This is a genomic window from Stenotrophomonas maltophilia, assembly GCF_001676385.1.
GTDB lineage: Bacteria > Pseudomonadota > Gammaproteobacteria > Xanthomonadales > Xanthomonadaceae > Stenotrophomonas > Stenotrophomonas maltophilia_J.
On sequence record NZ_LYVJ01000022.1, the window covers coordinates 1 to 493 of the forward strand.

Sequence of the window (493 nt, forward strand, 5' to 3'; positions counted from 1 at the left end):
CGGCATCATCCGCGCGGTGGGCAACGGCCTGTCTGCGCCTGCCGGCGCCACCGTGATCGAGGCCAATGGCCGCCCCCTGACGCCGGCGCTGTTCGGCGGTATCACCGAAACCGGCATCGAAGAGGTCTCGGGTGAATCGAGCACGGTGGACAGTTCGTTGAAGCTCGGTGAGCAACCACTGCGTCCGGAATTCGACGTCACCCTCGCCTACAACCCGGCCTCGGTGCTGATTCCGGTCACGCGCCTGGAAGGCATCGGCTTCACTGCGTTGGGCGCTGCCACCGGCGGTGGTTTCGTGGCTGGCCAGGGCGGCGTGATGCGGTTGGACGGCAGCGCCGACCCGATCGGCCCGCGCGCCCTGTTCCTGCGCATTGGCGCAGCGGCCTCCGAGCTGACCGGGCATTCGCGCGCCGCGCAATGGATGCTGCTGCAGCAGATGGTCGACGAAGCACGCGGACAGGTGGCTGCGGACTCGCCGCATGCGCTGCTGACC

Annotated in this window: 1 pseudogene; it reads left to right on the forward strand. The window is 69.0% G+C overall.

From position 1 onward, the window contains the following. A pseudogene (locus A9K58_RS18765) lies at nucleotides 1-493 on the forward strand (amidohydrolase family protein); the annotation flags it as partial.